The sequence below is a fragment of the Mongoliitalea sp. genome, assembly GCF_054166905.1.
This window is the reverse complement of sequence record NZ_JBSZCK010000033.1, coordinates 42,722-57,325: the sequence shown is the minus strand read 5'-3', so window position 1 is coordinate 57,325 and position 14,604 is coordinate 42,722. Positions and strand designations below refer to the sequence as shown.

Genomic DNA, 14,604 nt, shown 5'->3' with positions numbered 1-14,604 from the left:
AATCTAACAAAAAAGCCGGAAATAAATCCGGCTTTTGTTTTTAGAAGAACTCCTTCATTTTGTCGAAGAAACTCTTTTCTGATTTTCCTGGGTCTGGTTTGAAGTTGTCGGAGTTTTTTAATCCCTCTAAGATACTTCTCTCTTCCTTGCTTAACTGCTTTGGTGTCCAGACGTTTACGTGTATTAATTGGTCGCCTCTAGAATATCCATTGAGGTCTTTGATTCCCTTTCCTTTCAAGCGTAGGATTTTACCACTCTGTGTACCTGGCTCAATTTTGATTTTTACTTTTCCATCAATGGTAGGGACTTCAATTTGCTCACCCAATGCTGCATCTACAAAGCTTATATATAAATCATATACTACATTGTTGCCATCTCTTTGAAGTATTTCATCTTCTACCTCTTCAATAACGATTAATAAGTCACCAGGTATTCCACCTGCTGTCTCGTTTCCTTTGCCGGACATACTGAGTTGCATCCCATCAGCTACCCCCGCTGGGATATTGATAGCAATAACTTCTTCTTTTAGAATAAGTCCTCTTGGATCTGCCTCGGCTGGTTTTTTATCTACAATTTGACCATTGCCCCCACAGACATGACAAGGTGATGCAGATACCATTTGGCCAAGCATGGTGTTGACCACCTTTTTGACCTGACCTGTTCCTTGGCAAGTTTGGCATGTTTTAAATGTAACCCCTTCTGCAAGGACCTGTCTTTTTACTTTGATTTTTTTCTCAACCCCGTTGGCAATTTCTTTCAAGTTCAACTTGAGTTTTACACGCAGGTTGGTGCCTTTCTTTGTACGCCTGCCAGAACGGCCTCCTCCAAAGAAAGATTCGAATCCTCCTCCACCAAAAATATCTCCAAATTGTGAGAAGATATCCTCCATGTTCATGCCGCCGCCGCCATAACCACCATTACCACCAAGGCCTTGGTGTCCGAATTGGTCATAACGTGCCTTTTTATCCGGATTGCTCAATACCTCATAGGCTTCAGCTGCTTCTTTAAATTTATCTTCAGCTTCTGGATTGTCCGGATTTTTGTCGGGATGATATTGGATCGCAAGCTTTCTATAAGCTTTCTTGATTTCATCAGCACTAGCGCTTTTGCTTACGCCCAATACTTCATAATAATCTCTTTTTGCCATGATTTCTTAAGCTCCTATTACAACTTTGGCATATCTTACTACCTTGTCTCCAAGGGTATATCCTTTTTCTACAACATCAATTACCTTGCCTTTCAGGTCCTCGGTAGGAGCAGGTATTTGAGTGATTGCCTCTTGAGTATCAGCATCGAACGGTTTTCCGATGATATCAGTCATAGCCTGTAAACCTTTACCTTCCAGTACCTTCACCAGCTTATTGAAAACCAATAAATTTCCCTCTCTTACGTTTGAAGCATTATCTTCTGACTCACTTGCCTTGAATGCTCTCTCAAAATCATCTACTACAGGGATAATTTCTTTTAAAACATCTTCTGAGGCAGTTTTGATTAAGTCAAGTTTTTCCTTGGCTGTTCTTCTTCGGAAGTTTTCAAACTCAGAATAAAGACGGATGTATTTGTCTTTAGCGTCGGCAACTTCTACTTGAAGTTTTTCTATTTCTGAAACGTTTGTGTTTTCTTCTGCTGTATTGGAAGAATCACTGGAAGAAACGTTTTCAGTTGTAACATTCTCTTGTTCGTTCATTTCTTTGGTAGCTGAATTTACGTGCTCTTCGTTCATGATATCTTTTTCCATCGTATTGCTATTTTTACTCAATTTCCTTTCTCAATTCATTTGCCATCCCTTACAATCTGACAAAGTGGCATTCAATCATTAGTAATTGCCTGCCATAGAAGATCTTTTAGTTTGTCTAAGTTGAACTGACTGACAGAAGAAATGAATATGGATGGGATATCTTTTGGGATATCTTTTTTCATTTCATTCATCAACTCTTCATCTAACATATCAGCTTTGGTGATGGCAAGAATCCGCTTTTTATCCAATAATTCAGGATTGTACTGCTCTAATTCACTCAATAAAATTTCGTATTGATGCTGAATATTGTCAGCATCAGCTGGAATCATGAATAATAGAATAGAGTTGCGCTCAATATGTCTTAAGAAGCGTAAACCCAATCCTCTACCTTCAGCAGCCCCTTCGATAATCCCTGGGATATCTGCCATAACAAAGGACTTATCATCCCGGTACGATATCACCCCTAAATTGGGGACTAGTGTAGTAAAAGGATAGTCTCCTATTTCAGGTTTTGCAGCTGAAATAGAAGCTAAAAGTGTTGATTTTCCCGCATTAGGAAATCCTACTAATCCAACATCTGCTAAGAGCTTTAATTCTAGGACTATCCACTCTTCTATGCCAGGTTCTCCGGGTTGGGCGTAGTGAGGGGCTTGATTGGTGGCAGTTTTAAAGTGATCATTACCTAGACCACCTCTTCCGCCAGGGGTTAAAATTACTTCTTGACCATCTTCTGTGATTTCGAAGAGGACCTCCATAGTTTCTGCATCCTTTGCCACAGTTCCCAATGGTACATCTAAAATTATATCTTTTCCATCTCTTCCTTTTCTTCGGCCACCTTCTCCATTTTTCCCTTCTTCGGCAATGACGTGCTTTTTATATTTTAGGTGTAAAAGTGTCCAATGTTGAGCATTTCCGCGAAGAATGATATGACCACCTCTTCCCCCGTCACCCCCATCAGGCCCACCTTTGGGCACATGTTTTTCTCTTCTAAAATGGACAGAGCCTGCCCCTCCTGCTCCCGAACGGGAACAGAATTTTACATAATCTATAAAGTTTGAATCTGCCACGGTTATAGGTTTAAATGAAAATGGCTAAGCGTATGAGCTTAGCCAATTTTCTCTGCAAAGATACAAATTATTTAAAGATTAATAACTTTCAAGAACTTTACTGATGTTTTGAAAGATTTCATCGATTTCTCCTACACCATTAATTTTGGTGAGTTTCCCTTGTTTCTCATAGTAAGAGGCCACTGGTAGTGTTTCATCCAAATATACATTAATCCTTGTCTGAATTTTCTCCTCATCCTGGTCGTCGGCTCTTCCAGAGGTTTTTCCACGTTCTCTTATTCTATTTTTTAGAATCTCTTCATCAACTTCCAGAGCTATCATTCCTGAAATCTGAGAACCAATTTTCTCCATCAATTGATCAAGGGCATCAGCTTGTGCAACCGTGCGAGGGAAACCATCAAAGATAAATCCATTAGTTTCTTTCGTAGTGGTCAATTTATCTTCCACCATGCTAATCACCACCTCATCTGGAACCAGATGGCCCTTATCCATATAGGTACGTGCCAACTTTCCAAGGTCTGTGCCTTCGCCAAGATGTTTTCTGAACAAATCACCTGTAGATAAGTGAGTTAAATGAAACTTTTCAATGATTTTTTCACTTTGGGTCCCTTTGCCAGCTCCTGGAGGGCCAAATAATACAAGATTGATCATGCCTATTTATTTTTCTGCTGCTACTTATTTTAATTGATATATTTCAGGAAGATTTCTCCCTAAGCCATCATAATCTAAGCCATACCCAACTACAAATTTGTTGGGGATTTCAAATCCTACATACTTACAGTCTATTGGATATTTTAATGCTTCTGGTTTTAGCAAAAGGGTAACCACTGAAATAGACTCAGGATGCATGGACTCCAATTCTTCCAAAATTTTCTTCATACTTAAGCCTGTATCCACAATGTCTTCCACGATGATCACGTGCCTTCCCTTTATATCAGTGTTCAAACCCATTATTGATTTCACTTCCCCCGTAGATGCTGTACCATGATAGGATGCTACCCTAATGAATGAAACCTCGATCGGGCAGGAAATGTATTTCACAAGATCGGATAAAAACATAAATGAACCATTCAATATACCTATTAATAAAGGTGTCTTGTCTAGGTAATCTTTGGTGATATCAGTGCCAAGTGTGAACAAGCGCTCTTGAATGTTATCAGCGTTTATAAATGGTTGGAATTCTTTATCTTTAATTGTGATCATACATTAAATAAAAAAGCCCTTAACCAAAGGGCTTTACAAATATAAAAAAAAATGAAGCCCTTCGTTACTTTTATCTGCTAATAACTTATAGATGTTTTACAAGGTATTGATACATTGCTATCATCGATTTCAAATCTTTTAAGGAAACTTTTTCATGAGGACTATGTACATGGTCCTCTGGAGCTCCAATAAAGCACCAATCAACAGCAAAGGGAGAGAATTGAATTTCCTTACCATCAGAACTTCCGTTTGCTTCCACTTCTAATTGAAAGGGTATGCCGCTTTTTTTGGCGAGGGCAATAATTTTATCCATGAATTTCTTCCTTGGGATATATCTATCACGAATCGAAATCACCACTCCTTCATGATGCTGAATTCCATCCGTCACCCAAGTGATATCTGAAATCAATGCTTGCTTGATGGGTGCTGTCTTTTGAATAAACTGAAGCAAAAATGGGACGCTGCCACCGCTATGTTCTTCGTACGTAGAAAATACAATCCAGCCATCTTCCATTGTTTCACATAGTTTCAATGCATTATATATACCCAACTTATTGTCTAAATAAGGTCCAGAAATAAATTCTTCATCAATTGTCCATGGATTTGAGAATGACAATCTGGTTCCTCTAGCGATAGCTCTGGGGAAGTCATGAAACAATGCTCCATCATATTCAATAAGTTTGCATTGGATAGGTCCCATCTCATCTTCACCTTCCAAGATATAGCCAGATTCTGCCTCTGGTCCACCCACAGGGATTAATTGGTTTTCATATCGAACCATGAAACCAATAGTATCTATGTGTGCAAAAACAGCAGTTCGTGGATTCCCAAATTTTAAAAGGAGACAATCATGAAAATTTTCACCAAAATATACAGTTGGCAAAACTTTAAAGCTTGACATGCGTTTATGGATATAGTTAATTAAAAAATCACTCATAGATGATTCGTCCCCTGAGGTAGTTTTAATTTTCGCTAATTCATGCAAAAGTTGATCAGTTGGCATAGTTTATGTTAAAGTTTGTGAAACTTAAATTATATTCGAAAATCGAAAAGATTTTTGATAAAGTTTAAATTATTAAATTATTCCTATACATTTGTATCTAGTTTAAAGCTTGTAAATCTGAAATCAAATCAATTAAACACTCAAAATCTGAAAAAAAATTTTTTATTATGAAAAAAATCATACTATCAACATTAATCGCAAGTACGCTTGCAATTGGTGCGAATGCACAGGACGACTTTAATAAGTGGTCCATCGAAGTAAATGGAGGATTTAATAAACCAATGGCACCTTTGACTGCTGGTTTCCTTTCTCCTACTTTAAACATTGGACATGCTGACCTTGGTGTTAGATACATGTTCAATGAGAAATTCGGAGCCAAAGTGGACTACGGATTCGGTTCTTTTTCTGAAGCAAGCGGCAATAGCCCTTCCTTCTCAACCAACTACTTTAGAGCTAACCTTTCTGGTGTTGCTAATTTAGGTAGAATTATGGGTTGGGAAAGCTTCACAAGAAGATTTAGCTTACTAGGTCACCTTGGTGGTGGATTTGGTAATGTAAGACCACAAGAAAACCAGTTTAATGACTTTACTGACAGAGTATACAACATTATGTTGGGATTCACTGGTCAAGTAAAATTATCTGAGAGAGTTGCTCTGACAGGTGATATTACAACTATCTCTAATGGTAGACAAACAGTTACCTTTGACGGAAATTCTGCAATTGTACCTTCTACAATGACTGGCGGTAACAACAATGGTTTCTTTGGTCCAGCAGCTTCATGGTGGACAGGTACTTTAGGTTTGACGTTCTATCTAGGCAGCAAAGACACACATGCTGATTGGTACATTGCTGCTGATAAGTATGCTACTAAAGAAGAACTTGCTCAGCAAATCGGCGAAATTAAGGACATGTTGAAAGATTCTGACGGAGATGGTATTCCTGATTACTTAGACAAAGAACCTAATACTCCTGCTGGTGCTAGAGTTGATTCATTTGGTAGAACATTGGATTCTGACGGTGACGGTATTCCTGATCACTTAGACAAGTGTCCATTCGCTCCAGGTCCGGCATCTAACAATGGTTGTCCTGTTGAGGAAGTAAAAGAAGTTGATTACTTCAAGAAAGCAATCAACGAAGGCTATGTAAACGTTTACTTCGCATTCGATAGTGCTAAGCCACTAGGTTATTCTTCTTCTTCTGTTAACTATGTAGCTAATTTCTTGAAGAGAAATCCAGGTGTAAATGTTGAAATCAAAGGTTTTGCTGATGAGTTAGGACCAGAGGATTACAATATGAAGTTATCTGAAAGAAGAGCTAAATCAGTTTACGACTTGTTGATTGCAGCAGGTATCGATGCAGGTAGACTTTCTTACAAAGGTTACGGTGAAGATACAAGCGTAGATAAGCGTTCTGCTGATGCGAGACAGCTTGCAAGAAGAACAAGCTTCGAAGTGAAATAATAAGATTTCAAATATCAAGAAAAAACCCGAACTTAGTTTCGGGTTTTTTTATGCCCTTATAGCCATGTTTATATTATCAGCCATACCCACGATAGCCAATAAGCTTATAGCCGAGCTCCGAGATAGTCAAGTTCAAAAGGATAGCATGCGTTTTAGACATAATCTGAAAAGGTTAGGGTTCATGTTGGCATATGAGATTTCGAAAGACTTAGATTATGAACCTCAGGAAATAGCAACACCTTTAGCTAAGACAACAATACCACTACCTGAAAATGTAGTGTTAATTTCTGTTCTGAGAGCGGCAATGCCTTTTTTTAATGGCTTTTTAGAAGTTTTTGATCATGCCGAAAGTGGTTTTGTAGGTGCATATAGAGTAGAATCCAAAAATTCTGATGATGCTGTGGAGATTGATTACTTGTATCAAGCCTGCCCAAATTTGGAAGGGAAAATAGTGATCATTATAGATCCTATGTTGGCAACAGGTAAGTCTTTTGTCAAAACATTTCAAAACTTGCTCAAAAACGGAAGTCCTAAAACTGTTCATATTGCTGCTGTAATCGCAGCACCGGAAGGAGTGGATTATATTCAGAAACACCTCCAAGGCTATTCCGTTAAAATTTGGACTTGTGCCTTGGATAGTCATTTGAATGAACAATCATATATAGTTCCAGGGCTTGGTGATGCTGGAGATTTAGCTTTTGGTGAAAAATTATAAGTTGTTGCTGTGGTTTATTTATTCTTGGTGATTGGCTTAGGTATTTTGCTCTATGGAGGGCATCTGCTTGTTGAAGGAGCTTCGGGTATTGCTTCCAAGTTTGGATTGAGTGCTGGCCTTATTGGGTTGACTGTTGTTGCTTTTGGGACGTCTGCACCTGAATTACTAGTGAGTATCAATGCTGCCCTAAAAGGAACCAGTGATATTGCTATTGGTAATGTAGTTGGTTCTAATATTGCTAATATTTCCCTTGTGTTAGGTCTAAGCGCAATCTTATATCCCATTACCATTCAAAAATCAGTCATCAAATTGGATTATCTTGCGATGCTGATTTCCTCTGTCTTGTTGATAGTATTAAGTTGGAATGGACTTATTTCTAGAGGTGAAGGAATTTTCTTTATCATTTGTTTGGTAGGGCTCAACTGGTATTTTTTTAGAAAATTAAGTGGAGTGCTTGATGAGGATGAAGTGTTGCCTGCTAATCTTGTTAAATCACTGATTTTTCTAGTATTAGGTATAGGTGGGCTTTATTTAGGTTCAGATTTATTTGTTGATAATGCAGTAAAAATAGCTCAGACTTTTGGAGTCACCGAGCGGGTTATAGGGATTACGGTGATTGCTATAGGAACAAGTCTTCCAGAGTTGGTTACTTCCATCATAGCTGGTCTAAACAAAAAGACTGACATTGCTATTGGGAATGTGATTGGCAGCAATATAATGAATGTGTTGGCTATTCTTGGTATTACCAGTATTGTACAACCTATTCCTGTTTCTGATACATTTTTGACTCAAGATTATATGTGGATGCTGGGTATTACATTATTATTGTTTCCTATTATTTTAACTGGTAGATTGATCAAGCGGTGGGAAGGCGGCTTACTCCTTTGCGTATATTTCGTTTATATTTTCCTGCTACTATGATTGAATATGTGCTCAAAGTCTTTGTGATCTACATTGCTACTCTTTTTAAATTCATAGCAGGGCCTGTACTTGGCTTGGCCGCAGGATTGAGTGCTTTAGAAATGTTGGTTGTTACTGTCGGAGGTATGATGACCACGGTTTTTTCTATTACCTTGCTAGGAGATTGGTTTCGTGCCAATTGGCAGCTTGGGGTGTCTAAAAAGAAAAAAGTTTTTAGCCCTAAAACCCGAAAAATTGTAACTGTTTGGAGAAAATATGGAGTATTAGGAGTGGCGACTTTGACTCCTCTATTACTCACACCTATAGGTGGCACTGTTATCATGAATGCCTTTAATGTTAAAAAAGAGAAGATTTTCCTTTATATGTTTCTGAGCGCCATGTTTTGGGGAGTGATCTTCTCTTTTTCCATTCAATATATTTTGGAGATACCGTTTATAGGAGATTTACTGCGGTAATTCTTCATCAGGTAAAATCTCAATATCTTGAATTAATACTCTTTTAGCAATTTCTTGTCCTGTAAGGGTAGCAGCCAATCCCCCTAAAGCAGTTTCTTTGTAGCGGGTTTCCATACTGGCTCCAATTTCTCCCATAGCTTCGATACACTCATCTACAGGGATAACCGCACTTACATCAGCAAGGGCTATTTGTGCTGAGCTATTGGCAATTGCTGCTGCGCTGGCATTCCTTACAACGCAAGGGATTTCTACTAAACCCGCAACAGGATCACAAACCAGTCCTAACATACATTGAATTGTAATGGCTACTGCATTGAATACTTGATCGATACTACCTCCCAAACAATAAACCATTGCCCCAGAAGCCATGGCTGCTGCTGAACCAGTCTCTGCTTGGCAGCCACCTACTGCACCAGCTAAACTTGCTTTTTCTTCAATGATTAAAGCAATACCAGCTCCCACTAACAGACCTTCTAATATTTTTTTATCGTCTAGCTGATGGATTTCCTGTAAGGTGTACAATGTGCCTGGAAGAATACCTGAGGCGCCTGCTGTAGGGGCTGCTACTACTCGGCCCATACATGAATTGACTTCTTTAGCTGCAAGCGCTCTTGATATTAACCGTTGAAATTCTGGGGACAGTACGCTCAGGGGATGTCTATATACTTTCTTTGCTCCATTATTAATCATCCCTGACCGAGAACTCATATCTTCTTCAAGACCAGTGTCAACTGCCTCTTTCATGACTTGATAGGCTTTGCCTAAGCCAATCCATATATCTTCTTCTTTTTTGTTTTTTTGAGTCATCTCATACTCAATGACTGTATCATACAAGGTCATGTCTTTATCAAGACAATACTGTTTCCAGCCTTTGAAGCTATCGAATAAAAAGCTCATCTTATTTGGGTTTATTCTTTGGTAAAATTCACCAATTCCATTGGTATTTACAACAAAGAAAAAAGCCCTCATTTGGTTCATCAAATGAGGGCTTTTTGTTAGTTAATTGAAATTATTCGTGCTTTGAATAATAAAGGTTCGAATGGCCTTGCCAACTCTGGTATTAATCCTCTACTAAAAAGATCTTGTCTAATAGCAAAGGGAAACACTTGTGTAGTCGCTCCAAATCCAAGTCTTGATGGAAGAATTACCTCTATTTCCTCTCCCACTTTAGTGCCCAACAAGGATAAATTCAAGAAAGCCTGGTTTTCTTGATTATTTATCCTGATTTGAAAAGAATTTGCATTGTTTGGAAGATTGGCAAAAGGATTAGAAACATCCATTTGAGCAATGGAATATTCGAAACGGACTAAATTTCCGCTTTCAGCGACACGGTCTCCACTACCTTCGGTGACTGTTCTGATATAAAGACCCGCTCCAGTTAGTCTGAAGTCCTCAAACTCCTGTTCCTCAATAAAGTCTTCAATCATTCCTACCTCCATTTCATTGATTTGGGCTTGGGTAAAAATATTGGAGAATTTAATTCGAACCACCAAATTAGTATTTGGTTGAATGAGTTGCTGAAAGCTGTAGCCTCCATAAGCAAGGTGAGAAGGTATAAATAGCTCTAACGTTTCACCTTCTCTTGCAATACCACTAGAGAAATTTATTCCTCTGGGTACTAAGCCTGATTCCGTATGAGCGTAGATTCTTGGTGGTTTATTTTCATCCAAATAGGATTCAATCAATTGACCATCGATTGTTCGAATTTCGTAATACACTCCTAGAATATCATTGTTAACAATTTGTTGACCTGTTTGATTAGTTTCAACTTTTCTATAAAAGTATCCTAATTGACTTTCAATCGCATCTATATTATTTCTCTGTAAGAAATCCCGGATCAGTTGCATATCCCTTTGAATTGCTACCTCTAGCTCACTTTCTGAGCTGACACAAGCACCCATCCATGACATTACTATCAATGCCACTATACTAGTCCACACTTTGTTCATATATACTTTACTTTTTAAACTGGAAATTCATTCTAAGGTTAATACCTCCTATAGAAAATTGTTGTTCCGCGAAGGTTTGGTTGCCCACAGACATTTTGTAAAATGGCTCAATGTACAGAAATGTTCCATTAGAAAGATTTTGCTCAAATCCCACTGCTACATTCACCAATTGGCCAATATTGACATCAGAGCTGCTAGCATCCGGAACTGATCTCTGAGAAAAGCTTTGGATTCCGGTTCCGATACTGCCAGCGGCATTTAAGTTCGCAAAGTTCAACGTACTAATGCGCTCTTGGTTTAGGTAAAACATATTTGAAATACCTGATACAAAATAAATATCTGCCTTGTTACGCTCCAATAGTTTGTATTTCAAATTAATGGGGATTTCTAATTGTCCAAACCGTAACTCTTCTGTTGCACTGATTAGATTTCCTGCAAAAAATTGGTTTCCAGCAATGGCCTGTTCTCGAAACTGTTGTCCAGAATAGCTTCGCAAGGCATCGGAAGTAGAAGCATTCAGCATCCCACCATTTGTGTTGGGATTTAAGTTTTGCTGAGCATAAGCGATGCCCATATCTATTTTCAGTTTCTTGGAAACGGCAAATTCTGACATGATACCTGCGGACAAACCAATAGTTTGGTTAGCATTACTGACGGCTTGCGGAGCAATTAACAGGCCAATTTTAAAAGGCTCTTTAGTAGTTTGCTTGATTAGTTCATGATCCTCTGCTAATAAATTTTTGATATAGTTTTCAGCAGAATTAGTATCTAGCTTTTTTTCTGTTAGGGGATTGAAGGGGATATCAGTAGTTTCCTGAACATTCAATTCGGTAGTAATTTCAGGGACACTTCCCTCTGCGATTAAAGGATTATCAGCTGGGATTGGAATAATTACCGCTTGTTTTAAAGATGGATTGGAGGGGGTTATCTTGGCTATGGGAGTGCTTGCATTTTTAGTAACAATTGATTCCAATTCCTCCTTTGATGACATATCTTTCATTACCTCAATGCTACCCAAGTCTTCCAATTCATAAGATTTACTTTCTTTAGCTAAGGTATCTGCAAAAGATAATAATTCATTAGACTCCTCTTTAGTTTCTGGAGTTCTCCCTAACCAAACTGCCAACGCGATGGAAGCCGTGATTCCAGAAATCCACCAAGGCCAAATAGGATATTTTTTCTTTATTGGTTTATTAAAATATGCAGCAGAAAACCGTTCCCATTCTTTTTGAGGGGCAATTTCCTCATGAGATTGGAATAATGTTTTGATTTTGTCTGCTAATTTTTTATCGAATGGCTCCTTCATCACTTTGCTTGTTTAGGAGTGTGATTTTTTCTCTTAACTTTTCTTTGGCCCTTGCCAGATAGGTTCTAGATGTACTGGAAGGGATGGTGAGTTTTTCTGCAATTTCATTGTGCGAATAGCCTTCGATTTCGTAAAGATTAAAGACTATTCTGAGCATATCCGGAAGATTTCTCAAAAGGGTTAAAATATCTTCTTTGGACAGTTCATCAATCACCGAGGGGTCTAACTCGCTAACATGGGCATGCTCAATGTCGAGCACCGCCTTGTATTTGTTGTTTTTTCGATAATAGTCAATGGAAGTATTGACAATAATTCTACGAAACCAACCCTTGAAAGAATTTTGCTGATCATAAGAGGCAAGCTTATCAAAAACTTTCATAAAACTATCATTGACGATTTCGCAAGCTTCCTCTTTATTGTAAGAATACCGTAAAGCAATACCCATAGCGAAGCCATAGAAATGCTTGTACAACATTTCCACAGCTTTCGGGTCACCTTTTTTTGCTTTTTGGATTATAAATTCTTCCAAAGACGCTTATTATTTCTTTCTACAAACAAGACGTAAGAGAAGTGTGATACGCTACAGGGGAATAAAAAAATATCAAAAATTAAAATTTATGGTTTGTTTCAATTCTGGATCCAAACTCAAAGCCACTGGACAGGTTTTTGCTGCATTTTTCAGTTTTTGTAACATGGCAGAATCATTCACTGGATTTTCCCAATGAAAATCAATGACTATTTCACTGATTTTTCTCGGTTGTGGATTCATGATTTTGGTGATTTCCCAACTTAGTCCTTCCAAAGAAACTCCATCTCTTTCTGCTACGATTCCCATGATAGTGACCATGCAGCTTCCAAGGGCAGCAGCGACAAGGTCTGTGGGCGAGAATGCTTCACCTTTACCATTATTATCGACAGGGGCATCTGTGATTACTTCCAACCCAGATTGTAGATGTCTCATATTTGTTCGGAGATTTCCTTGATAGACACTTTTAATAGTAGGCATAAACTCTTACTTTTATTTTTGGTTAGATAACTTAGTGGGCAAGTTAACGTTAATATTGCATCCGTGAAATGATGAACTATCGAATTTATATATTTTCAATACTCTTTTTGGGTCTCTCATCGACTTTGCATGCACAAAGAGAGGATGCGGGTAATTATGAATATGACCGAGAAGTCCTTTTTGGTATCAATAAAAATACCAATGGAGGCCTGATTGGAGGGTTTTCATTTAAAATGGCTCAGCGCATAGATGATTCCCAATTCCAATTTTTTGGTTTGGATCTGGCTAATGTAAAGAATCCAAAGGAGGTGCGTTACAATACTATTTTGGGTAATTCATTTATTTTCGGAAAGTCTAATTATTTATATTCTGTCAGACCATATTATGGTCGTGAATTAATCGTATTTAAAAAGGCTCCACAACAAGGTGTACAGGTTTCTGTTTTGGGAGCTGTAGGTCCAACTGTAGGAATTGTTGCTCCTTATATCATTGAATATGCAGTTAATCGTTTGGAAACGGTACGCGAACAATATAATCCAGAAGTACATCAAAGTCGATTCAATGTATTGGGACCTGGGAGAATATTTGAGGGCATCGGACAGTCGGAATTTGCATTTGGGGGAAATGCCAAAGCAGCTTTGTTTTTTGAGTTTGGTGTATTCCGAACAAATGTAACAGGATTGGAACTTGGTTACCAATTAGAGGGTTTTACCAGAGAAATTCCTTTGATGCCTACCGTTGAAAACAGACAGTTGTTCCAGTCGGTTTACTTCACATTTTTCTACGGGTTTAGGAAATAAGGAAACCATTGGGTTAATACATGCTTAGCCCTTACCTTTGTCATATTATCTAATTCAGAAGCAATGATAGAATTACCAGTAATTTCTGAAGAAACTACCAAAAGAAAGAAACCAGATTGGTTGCGCGTGAAACTTCCTGTGGGGAAGGAGTATGCCAAAGTAAGAAAGCTAGTCGACGAACATAAATTACATACAATCTGTGAAAGCGGTAATTGTCCTAATATGGGTGAGTGCTGGGGAGCTGGTACAGCTACTTTTATGATTTTAGGTAACGTATGTACGCGCTCTTGTTCATTTTGCGCAGTAGCTACCGGTAGACCACCAGAGTATGATACTGACGAGCCAAGAAGGGTAGCGGAGGCTATCAAATTGATGGGTGTGAAACATGCTGTGATTACTTCAGTCAATAGAGATGAACGTAAAGACAGAGGAGCTGAGATTTGGTACCAAACTGTTGTGTTGACTAAAGAGCTTTCTCCTGACACGACTATTGAGACCTTGATACCCGATGTAAAATCTAATTGGGATGCTCTTTATCGTATGATCAGCGGTGGTCAAGAAGTAGTTTCTCACAACATGGAGACAGTGGAACGTCTTTACAGAAGAGTTCGTCCTCAAGCGAAATACGAACGCTCGTTGGAACAAATCAAGTTGACCAAAGAGTATGGTAAGCGGACCAAAACTGGCATTATGCTAGGTTTGGGTGAAACCAAAGAAGAAGTCTATAAGGCAATGGATGATTTGGCCGCACATGGTTGCGATATCCTAACGCTTGGTCAGTATTTGCAGCCGACTAAAATGCATATTGAGGTTGCTGAGTTTATCCATCCAGATATGTTTGCTCATTATAGAGAAGAAGGATTGAAGAGAGGGTTGAAATATGTGGAGTCTGGACCATTGGTTCGTTCTTCTTATCACGCAGAAAGACACGTGAATGTGTAAGTAAACTCGATGAGCTTTTACTCTAGGTAATAAAAAGGG

17 protein-coding genes are annotated in these 14,604 nt (G+C 38.5%); 6 read left to right on the top strand and 11 right to left on the bottom strand.

Going from position 1 to position 14,604, the window contains the following annotated elements:
- Positions 1 to 40 precede the first annotated feature (40 nt).
- The 6 genes from dnaJ to ACXIUD_RS12140 form a co-directional block, all read right to left on the bottom strand.
- On the bottom strand, positions 41 to 1,147 hold the full coding sequence (dnaJ, locus tag ACXIUD_RS12165) for a molecular chaperone DnaJ (protein WP_458052918.1): 1,107 nt from the start codon (positions 1,145 to 1,147) through the stop codon (positions 41 to 43).
- A gap of 6 nt (positions 1,148 to 1,153) precedes the next feature.
- The gene (locus ACXIUD_RS12160; protein WP_458052917.1) at positions 1,154 to 1,738 is read right to left on the bottom strand and encodes a nucleotide exchange factor GrpE; all 585 of its coding nucleotides are present in this window, start codon (positions 1,736 to 1,738) and stop codon (positions 1,154 to 1,156) included.
- A 71-nt stretch (positions 1,739 to 1,809) separates the two neighbouring features.
- Positions 1,810 to 2,805, bottom strand: coding sequence for a GTPase ObgE (gene obgE / locus ACXIUD_RS12155; RefSeq protein ID WP_458052916.1), 996 nt, complete (start codon positions 2,803 to 2,805; stop codon positions 1,810 to 1,812).
- 78 nt (positions 2,806 to 2,883) lie between these two features.
- Positions 2,884 to 3,456, bottom strand: coding sequence for an adenylate kinase (locus ACXIUD_RS12150; protein WP_458052915.1), 573 nt, complete (start codon positions 3,454 to 3,456; stop codon positions 2,884 to 2,886).
- A 24-nt stretch (positions 3,457 to 3,480) separates the two neighbouring features.
- Positions 3,481 to 4,008 carry a hypoxanthine phosphoribosyltransferase gene (gene hpt / locus ACXIUD_RS12145; RefSeq protein WP_458052914.1) on the bottom strand — a complete coding sequence of 176 codons (528 nt, stop codon included), beginning with the start codon at positions 4,006 to 4,008 and terminating at the stop codon, positions 3,481 to 3,483.
- Between the two features lie 85 nt (positions 4,009 to 4,093).
- Complete coding sequence (locus ACXIUD_RS12140) at positions 4,094 to 4,945, bottom strand: M20/M25/M40 family metallo-hydrolase (RefSeq protein WP_458052913.1); 852 nt, start codon at positions 4,943 to 4,945, stop codon at positions 4,094 to 4,096.
- 233 nt (positions 4,946 to 5,178) lie between these two features.
- Between ACXIUD_RS12140 and ACXIUD_RS12135 the strand changes: the two genes are divergently transcribed.
- The 4 genes from ACXIUD_RS12135 (at position 5,179) to ACXIUD_RS12120 (ending at position 8,562) form a co-directional block, all read left to right on the top strand.
- Positions 5,179 to 6,471: an OmpA family protein gene (locus ACXIUD_RS12135; protein WP_458052912.1), complete on the top strand. Its 1,293-nt coding sequence runs from the start codon at positions 5,179 to 5,181 to the stop codon at positions 6,469 to 6,471.
- A 64-nt stretch (positions 6,472 to 6,535) separates the two neighbouring features.
- Positions 6,536 to 7,186 (top strand): uracil phosphoribosyltransferase, encoded by a 651-nt coding sequence (gene upp / locus ACXIUD_RS12130; protein ID WP_458052911.1) that lies wholly within the window; start codon positions 6,536 to 6,538, stop codon positions 7,184 to 7,186.
- 9 nt (positions 7,187 to 7,195) lie between these two features.
- Positions 7,196 to 8,107 carry a calcium/sodium antiporter gene (locus ACXIUD_RS12125; RefSeq protein WP_458052910.1) on the top strand — a complete coding sequence of 304 codons (912 nt, stop codon included), beginning with the start codon at positions 7,196 to 7,198 and terminating at the stop codon, positions 8,105 to 8,107.
- Positions 8,104 to 8,562, top strand: a complete 459-nt coding sequence (locus tag ACXIUD_RS12120) for a hypothetical protein (protein WP_458052909.1) — start codon at positions 8,104 to 8,106, stop codon at positions 8,560 to 8,562. The genes ACXIUD_RS12125 and ACXIUD_RS12120 overlap by 4 nt, the downstream gene beginning before the upstream one ends.
- Here ACXIUD_RS12120 and sdaAA read toward each other — a convergent pair.
- The 5 genes from sdaAA to ACXIUD_RS12095 form a co-directional block, all read right to left on the bottom strand.
- Positions 8,551 to 9,459 carry an L-serine ammonia-lyase, iron-sulfur-dependent, subunit alpha gene (sdaAA, locus tag ACXIUD_RS12115; RefSeq protein WP_458052908.1) on the bottom strand — a complete coding sequence of 303 codons (909 nt, stop codon included), beginning with the start codon at positions 9,457 to 9,459 and terminating at the stop codon, positions 8,551 to 8,553. The two genes, ACXIUD_RS12120 and sdaAA, sit on opposite strands and share 12 nt — an antisense overlap.
- Positions 9,460 to 9,557: 98 nt before the next feature.
- Positions 9,558 to 10,511 (bottom strand): FKBP-type peptidyl-prolyl cis-trans isomerase, encoded by a 954-nt coding sequence (locus ACXIUD_RS12110; protein ID WP_458052907.1) that lies wholly within the window; start codon positions 10,509 to 10,511, stop codon positions 9,558 to 9,560.
- Positions 10,512 to 10,518: 7 nt separating this feature from the next.
- Positions 10,519 to 11,817, bottom strand: coding sequence for an outer membrane beta-barrel protein (locus ACXIUD_RS12105; RefSeq protein ID WP_458052906.1), 1,299 nt, complete (start codon positions 11,815 to 11,817; stop codon positions 10,519 to 10,521).
- Positions 11,798 to 12,346, bottom strand: coding sequence for an RNA polymerase sigma factor (locus ACXIUD_RS12100; protein ID WP_458052905.1), 549 nt, complete (start codon positions 12,344 to 12,346; stop codon positions 11,798 to 11,800). Before ACXIUD_RS12100 ends, ACXIUD_RS12105 begins: the two co-directional genes overlap by 20 nt.
- A gap of 72 nt (positions 12,347 to 12,418) precedes the next feature.
- Entirely contained in the window at positions 12,419 to 12,823 is a 405-nt protein-coding gene (locus ACXIUD_RS12095; protein ID WP_458052904.1) for an OsmC family protein, read from the bottom strand.
- Between the two features lie 71 nt (positions 12,824 to 12,894).
- Between ACXIUD_RS12095 and ACXIUD_RS12090 the strand changes: the two genes are divergently transcribed.
- Together ACXIUD_RS12090 and lipA are read left to right on the top strand one after the other, a co-directional pair.
- Positions 12,895 to 13,623, top strand: coding sequence for a hypothetical protein (locus ACXIUD_RS12090; RefSeq protein WP_458052982.1), 729 nt, complete (start codon positions 12,895 to 12,897; stop codon positions 13,621 to 13,623).
- 63 nt (positions 13,624 to 13,686) lie between these two features.
- Positions 13,687 to 14,565, top strand: coding sequence for a lipoyl synthase (gene lipA / locus ACXIUD_RS12085; protein ID WP_458052903.1), 879 nt, complete (start codon positions 13,687 to 13,689; stop codon positions 14,563 to 14,565).
- Positions 14,566 to 14,604: the final 39 nt, after the last annotated feature.

Excerpts from the sequence above, each read along its gene's own strand:
- ACXIUD_RS12160 (WP_458052917.1), bottom strand. The coding sequence starts at position 1,738 with ATGGAAAAAGATATCATGAACGAAGAGCACGTAAATTCAGCTACCAAA.
- hpt (WP_458052914.1), bottom strand. The coding sequence starts at position 4,008 with ATGATCACAATTAAAGATAAAGAATTCCAACCATTTATAAACGCTGAT.
- ACXIUD_RS12105 (WP_458052906.1), bottom strand. The coding sequence starts at position 11,817 with ATGAAGGAGCCATTCGATAAAAAATTAGCAGACAAAATCAAAACATTA.
- ACXIUD_RS12095 (WP_458052904.1), bottom strand. The coding sequence starts at position 12,823 with ATGCCTACTATTAAAAGTGTCTATCAAGGAAATCTCCGAACAAATATG.
- lipA (WP_458052903.1), top strand. The coding sequence starts at position 13,687 with ATGATAGAATTACCAGTAATTTCTGAAGAAACTACCAAAAGAAAGAAA.
- ACXIUD_RS12120 (WP_458052909.1), top strand. The coding sequence starts at position 8,104 with ATGATTGAATATGTGCTCAAAGTCTTTGTGATCTACATTGCTACTCTT.
- ACXIUD_RS12110 (WP_458052907.1), bottom strand. The coding sequence starts at position 10,511 with ATGAACAAAGTGTGGACTAGTATAGTGGCATTGATAGTAATGTCATGG.
- ACXIUD_RS12135 (WP_458052912.1), top strand. The coding sequence starts at position 5,179 with ATGAAAAAAATCATACTATCAACATTAATCGCAAGTACGCTTGCAATT.
- ACXIUD_RS12090 (WP_458052982.1), top strand. The coding sequence starts at position 12,895 with ATGAACTATCGAATTTATATATTTTCAATACTCTTTTTGGGTCTCTCA.
- ACXIUD_RS12150 (WP_458052915.1), bottom strand. The coding sequence starts at position 3,456 with ATGATCAATCTTGTATTATTTGGCCCTCCAGGAGCTGGCAAAGGGACC.
- dnaJ (WP_458052918.1), bottom strand. The coding sequence starts at position 1,147 with ATGGCAAAAAGAGATTATTATGAAGTATTGGGCGTAAGCAAAAGCGCT.
- sdaAA (WP_458052908.1), bottom strand. The coding sequence starts at position 9,459 with ATGAGCTTTTTATTCGATAGCTTCAAAGGCTGGAAACAGTATTGTCTT.
- ACXIUD_RS12140 (WP_458052913.1), bottom strand. The coding sequence starts at position 4,945 with ATGAGTGATTTTTTAATTAACTATATCCATAAACGCATGTCAAGCTTT.
- upp (WP_458052911.1), top strand. The coding sequence starts at position 6,536 with ATGTTTATATTATCAGCCATACCCACGATAGCCAATAAGCTTATAGCC.